This is a genomic window from Bradyrhizobium sp. (assembly GCF_035701725.1).
Taxonomy (GTDB): Bacteria; Pseudomonadota; Alphaproteobacteria; order Rhizobiales; family Xanthobacteraceae; genus Bradyrhizobium.
In genome coordinates this window covers 1-4364 of the sequence record NZ_DASSRP010000335.1, presented here as the reverse complement: position 1 = coordinate 4364, position 4364 = coordinate 1, and the positions used below count along the sequence as shown (strand labels likewise).

The window sequence follows — 4364 nt, the reverse complement described above, 5'->3', positions numbered from 1 at the left end:
AAATAGCATCAGTGTGAAAGCCGCGTCCATGCCGGAGCTATTGGCATCCACGAGCGCGCTATCGCGTATCGACTTCTCCATCAATAGCCCAATCGGCCCGATCAGCAGCCCGACGCCACCGACCGTACCCAGCACCACGGGCAAGTCCCACCATGCATACGGCGCTTCGCGTGCCAGTAGATAATGGTAGAGCGTCGCCACGCAGGTTGACGCAAAGCACAGCAGGAAGCCATAGAAGGTGAAGTGGTGATAGATCCTGCGGTGGTCGGTCGGGCGCTCGTCCTCGTTGAAGCAGCCGACTCCGCCGCCATCGAGATAGCGCAGCCGGCTAGCGTCCTTGATCGCCTGCCACAGCGAGGGCGGATCGGCGAGCGTACCCGCCGGCTCACCGATGTCTCGCCAGAAGGCGCGCAAGCCCATCCAGAGGGCCAGGATCGCATAAAGAAACGCCGCGCCGAATAGCGCGGCCATCACGTTGTGCGGCATCCACTTGTAAAAGGCGCCCGGTCCGACGTAGGCGTCATCCAATGCTTCGATATCAAAGGTCCCAACGAAGCCGAAGATGAAGGCAGCGACGCTGAGCGCGCAGATGATACTGACGGCTACGCCGTTGCGCGCGAACAGCCCGGACAATGCGGGCGGCCAGGCGTAAGACGCCCAGGATTGCCTGCGCAGGGCGGCCAGCGTCTTGGGCACATTGACGTCGAATTCATGCGGCGGCGAGAACTGGCAATCGGTATAGCAGGCGCCGCAGGCGTGACAGAGGTTGGCGAAATAATTGAGATCGCCGTCGGAAAAGGCGCGGCGCATTTCCATCGCCGGAAATACCGCACAGAGGCCCTCGCAATAGCGGCAGGAGTTGCAGACCGTCATCAGACGGTCGGCTTCCTTCAAAAGTTGACTTCCATGTGCGCCACTTAGTTGCTGGTTCACTTGGTCAGACCTTTCTTTTCCAGCCAGCCTTGAATGAGCGCGGCGACCTCCGCATTGTTCTTGTCCATCATCACCATGTGCGAATTGCCCTTGATGCCGATCGACGGCAGGTCGATCACATCGACGTTGCCGCCGGCGGCCTTGATGCTATCGGCAAAGGCGACGCCGGCCGCGCGCATCTTCGGCCAGCGCGAATCGCGCTCGATATAATCGCCATAGATGATCAGGATCGGAATGTTCTTCAGCGCCTCGACCTTGGCCGGATCGCCGATCGCCGCCGGCTCGACCGCGATCAGCGCCTTGACCTTATCGGGCCGCGCCTGCGCGACCTTGAAGCCGAAGCTGCCGGCCTGACTGTGTACCATGACGATGCTGGGACCGACGCGGTCGATCTCGGCGATATAGGCCTTGATCGTGGCGTCATCGTTGGTGGTCCAGCGCGGCACGCCTTGCTTGACGAAATTCTCGTAGGCTTCGACCGGAAACTGACTGCCCGGCATCACCTTGCGCTTGGCCGGATCGGGATCGTAGGAGTTGGGGCCATCGCCGATACGGAAGCGCTCGAACGTGTTGGCGGTGGTGAGAAACACCGGATCACTCTTGAAGATATCCGGATATTGGGCCCAGCCGGCGCGACCGCGCTCCACCGCGTCTGAATTGTAGACGCTCCAACCTTGGCGCAGAAAGTAATTCAGCCAGCCCTCGCGCCCGTCGGGGGTCGTCTCCCAAGTGACGCCGGTTAGTCCGCCGCCATGCCACATCAGAAGCGGGTAAGCGCCGTGCTCGTTAGCAGGCAGGAAGTACTGCACGTACATCTGCTCGACCTGATAGACCCCGTTCGGATCGACCTTCGCCGGCACGCCGCCGGGCGTGAACGTCACTTCCTTGATCGGCTTGCCGCTGATCTCGACGAGACGTCCGCCGACATGAAACGAGCCCATGTCGCGCAGCGAGATCGGCTCGGCCGCCTGCGCGATACAGCTCGTTACCAACGCTGCCGCCGTCGCGGCGAATATCAGGCGTGACATCGTGTTTCTCCTTCTTTTCCCCTCTTCCAGCAGGCGGGGCGAGGTGAACGCGGCACTTTGCTAATTCCTGGCATTTCGTGCTGCTTCCCGGCCCGCGATCCGGCCGAACACGCTGCCGATGGTCATGCCCATGCCGGCGGCGTAACCCTGGCCCAGCACATTGCCGGACATGATTTCGCCGGCGGCGAACATGTTGGCGGATGGCGCGCCATCCTTCATCAACATCCGCGCCTGTTTGTTCACTCGCGTGCCGAGATAAGTGAAGGTGATGCCGGGCCGGACCGGATAGGCATAAAACGGCGGCGTCTCGATCCGCCGCGCCCAGTGCGTCTTCGGCGGCGTCAGGCCTTCGGTGCGGCAATCATCGAGAATCGTATGGTCGAAGCTGCCCGGTCGCACCGCGGCATTGAAGCCGGTAATGGTGCTTTCCAGCGCCGCCTTGTCGAGCTCGAGTTTTTCGGCGAGGCCTGAGATGGTCAGCGCTTCGATCGGCGGAAACAGCGTGGGCATGAAGCTGTTGCGCGAGCTCGCGTCGAAAATGATGTAGGCGATCTGGCCGGGCTGCGCCGCGACGAGGCGTCCCCAGATCGCATAGCGTTTCGGCCAGATGTCTTCACCCTCGTCGTAGAAGCGCTGCGCGTCGCGGTTGACGACGATGCCGAACACGACGGAGTCATGGCGGGTGATGATGCCGCCGTCGAATTTCGGCGCGCGCGCATCGATCGCCACCGCATGACATTGCGTGGGATCGCCGATCTCCTGGACGCCCTTGTCGAGCAGAAGCTTCAGCACCGAGCCGCGGTTATAGGGCGTACCGCGGATCAGGAAATTGTCGGCGATCTCGCCCCAATATTGCTTGAGCCATTCGATATTGGCTTCAAAGCCGCCACAGGCGGCGACCAGCGCGGAAGCCTTCACACTGGCCCGGCCGTCGCCGCGCGTGAATGTCGCGGACAGGAACATGCCGTCGGCGATGTCGAGATCCGTGACCTCGGCGTCGTAGAGCACGTCGATGCCGAGCTGCTCGGCAGTCAGGTAAAGCGCGTTCAGCATCGCCCGGCCGCCGCCGAGGAAAAACGAGTTGGTTCGCCCGAGGCTCAGCGTGCCACCGAGCGAGGGCTGCCAGCGCACGCCCTGCTGCACGATCCAATGCAGGATGTCCTTTGACTCGCGGATCATGTGCCGCGCCAGTTCTTCGTCGGTCTTGCCGCCGGTGACGCGGAGCAGGTCTTCCCAGAATTCGTCCTCGGTGTAGGGACCTGTGAGAATCTCGGTCGCCGCGTCATGGGCGCAGCGCATGTTGCGGGTGTGCCGGGTATTGCCGCCGCGATAGAATTTCGGGGCAGCTTCCAGTACCAACACCGAGGCGCCATCCCGTCGCGCGCTGATCGCGGCGCACAGCGCGGCGTTGCCGCCGCCGAGCACCAGCACGTCATATTTGCGGGTCAGGTCAACCATCCGCTAGTGTCCCGATTCCGAAGTTCGTCTCATCCAGCGGCCCCACTTTTGCGAACTTCGGAATCGTAAGGACACTAGCAAAAAGTCATATTTTGCAGGGTGGCTTTGGCTCAAAAGTTCGCATGACGAGCGCGCGGCAGTAATGATGCGAACTTCTGGACCGCCACGCTGCCTAGTTATCTCGTCCGCATGGAAATCAGAACCCACGTATCGCGCAGGGCGATACGTGGCATCGGCATGATCGAGCCGCGTCAGCCGGCGAGGGCCTGCGCCTTCGCGGCTTCCTCGCCTTTGCGATAGACGATCAAGGCTGCGACGATGCCAAGCACGGCCGCGCACATCAGCCAGTAGCCCGGCGAAGCCTTGTCGCTGGTGTGTTCGATCAGCAAGGTCGACGCGAAAGGCGTGAAGGTCCCGAACAGGCCGGCGGCCAGCGCAAACGCCATCGAGAAGCAGGTGGTACGAACGTGTTTCGGCACCACCTCGACCAGCGCGCCGAGCATGGTGCCGCTGTAGACGCCGAAATAGAACGAGAACATCATTTCGACCGCCAGCATCTTGCCGAAAGTCGGCGCCTCGACCAGCCAGTGCAGGGCCGGATAGGCGGTCAGCAGCGACAGTGTCGCTATACCAATCAGGACAGGTCTGCGTCCGATCCGATCCGATAGCGCACCACCGACCGGATTCCAGAAGAAGTTCGTGACCGCGACCAGCAGCGTGACCAGAAGCGCGTCCTTGGAGGAAAGTTTCAGCACCGTGCGGCCGAAGGTGGGCGTATAGACGGTGACGAAATAGAAAGTCGTCGTGGTCAATACCGCGATCATCATGCCGAGCACGATGATCTGCCAGTTTGCCGCGGCTGCAGCGAAGACTTCGCGCGTCGACGGATGTTTCTTCATCGCGAGAAATTCCGGCGTCTCTTCCAGCGTCCGGCGCAGGAAAAAG

4 protein-coding genes are annotated in these 4364 nt (G+C 61.9%); all 4 read right to left on the bottom strand.

Features of this window, described 5'->3' with window-relative positions; all coding sequences use genetic code 11:
• On the bottom strand, positions 1-894 hold an 894-nt coding region (tcuB, locus tag VFL62_RS20275), incomplete at its 3' end, for a tricarballylate utilization 4Fe-4S protein TcuB (RefSeq protein ID WP_325174166.1).
• A gap of 35 nt (positions 895-929) precedes the next feature.
• Positions 930-1961: an esterase gene (locus tag VFL62_RS20270; protein WP_325174165.1), complete on the bottom strand. Its 1032-nt coding sequence runs from the start codon at positions 1959-1961 to the stop codon at positions 930-932.
• A gap of 60 nt (positions 1962-2021) precedes the next feature.
• Entirely contained in the window at positions 2022-3410 is a 1389-nt protein-coding gene (gene tcuA / locus VFL62_RS20265; RefSeq protein ID WP_325174167.1) for an FAD-dependent tricarballylate dehydrogenase TcuA, read from the bottom strand.
• A 260-nt stretch (positions 3411-3670) separates the two neighbouring features.
• Positions 3671-4364, bottom strand: a 694-nt coding sequence (locus tag VFL62_RS20260) for an MFS transporter (RefSeq protein WP_325174164.1), incomplete at its 5' end; no start/stop codon positions are given.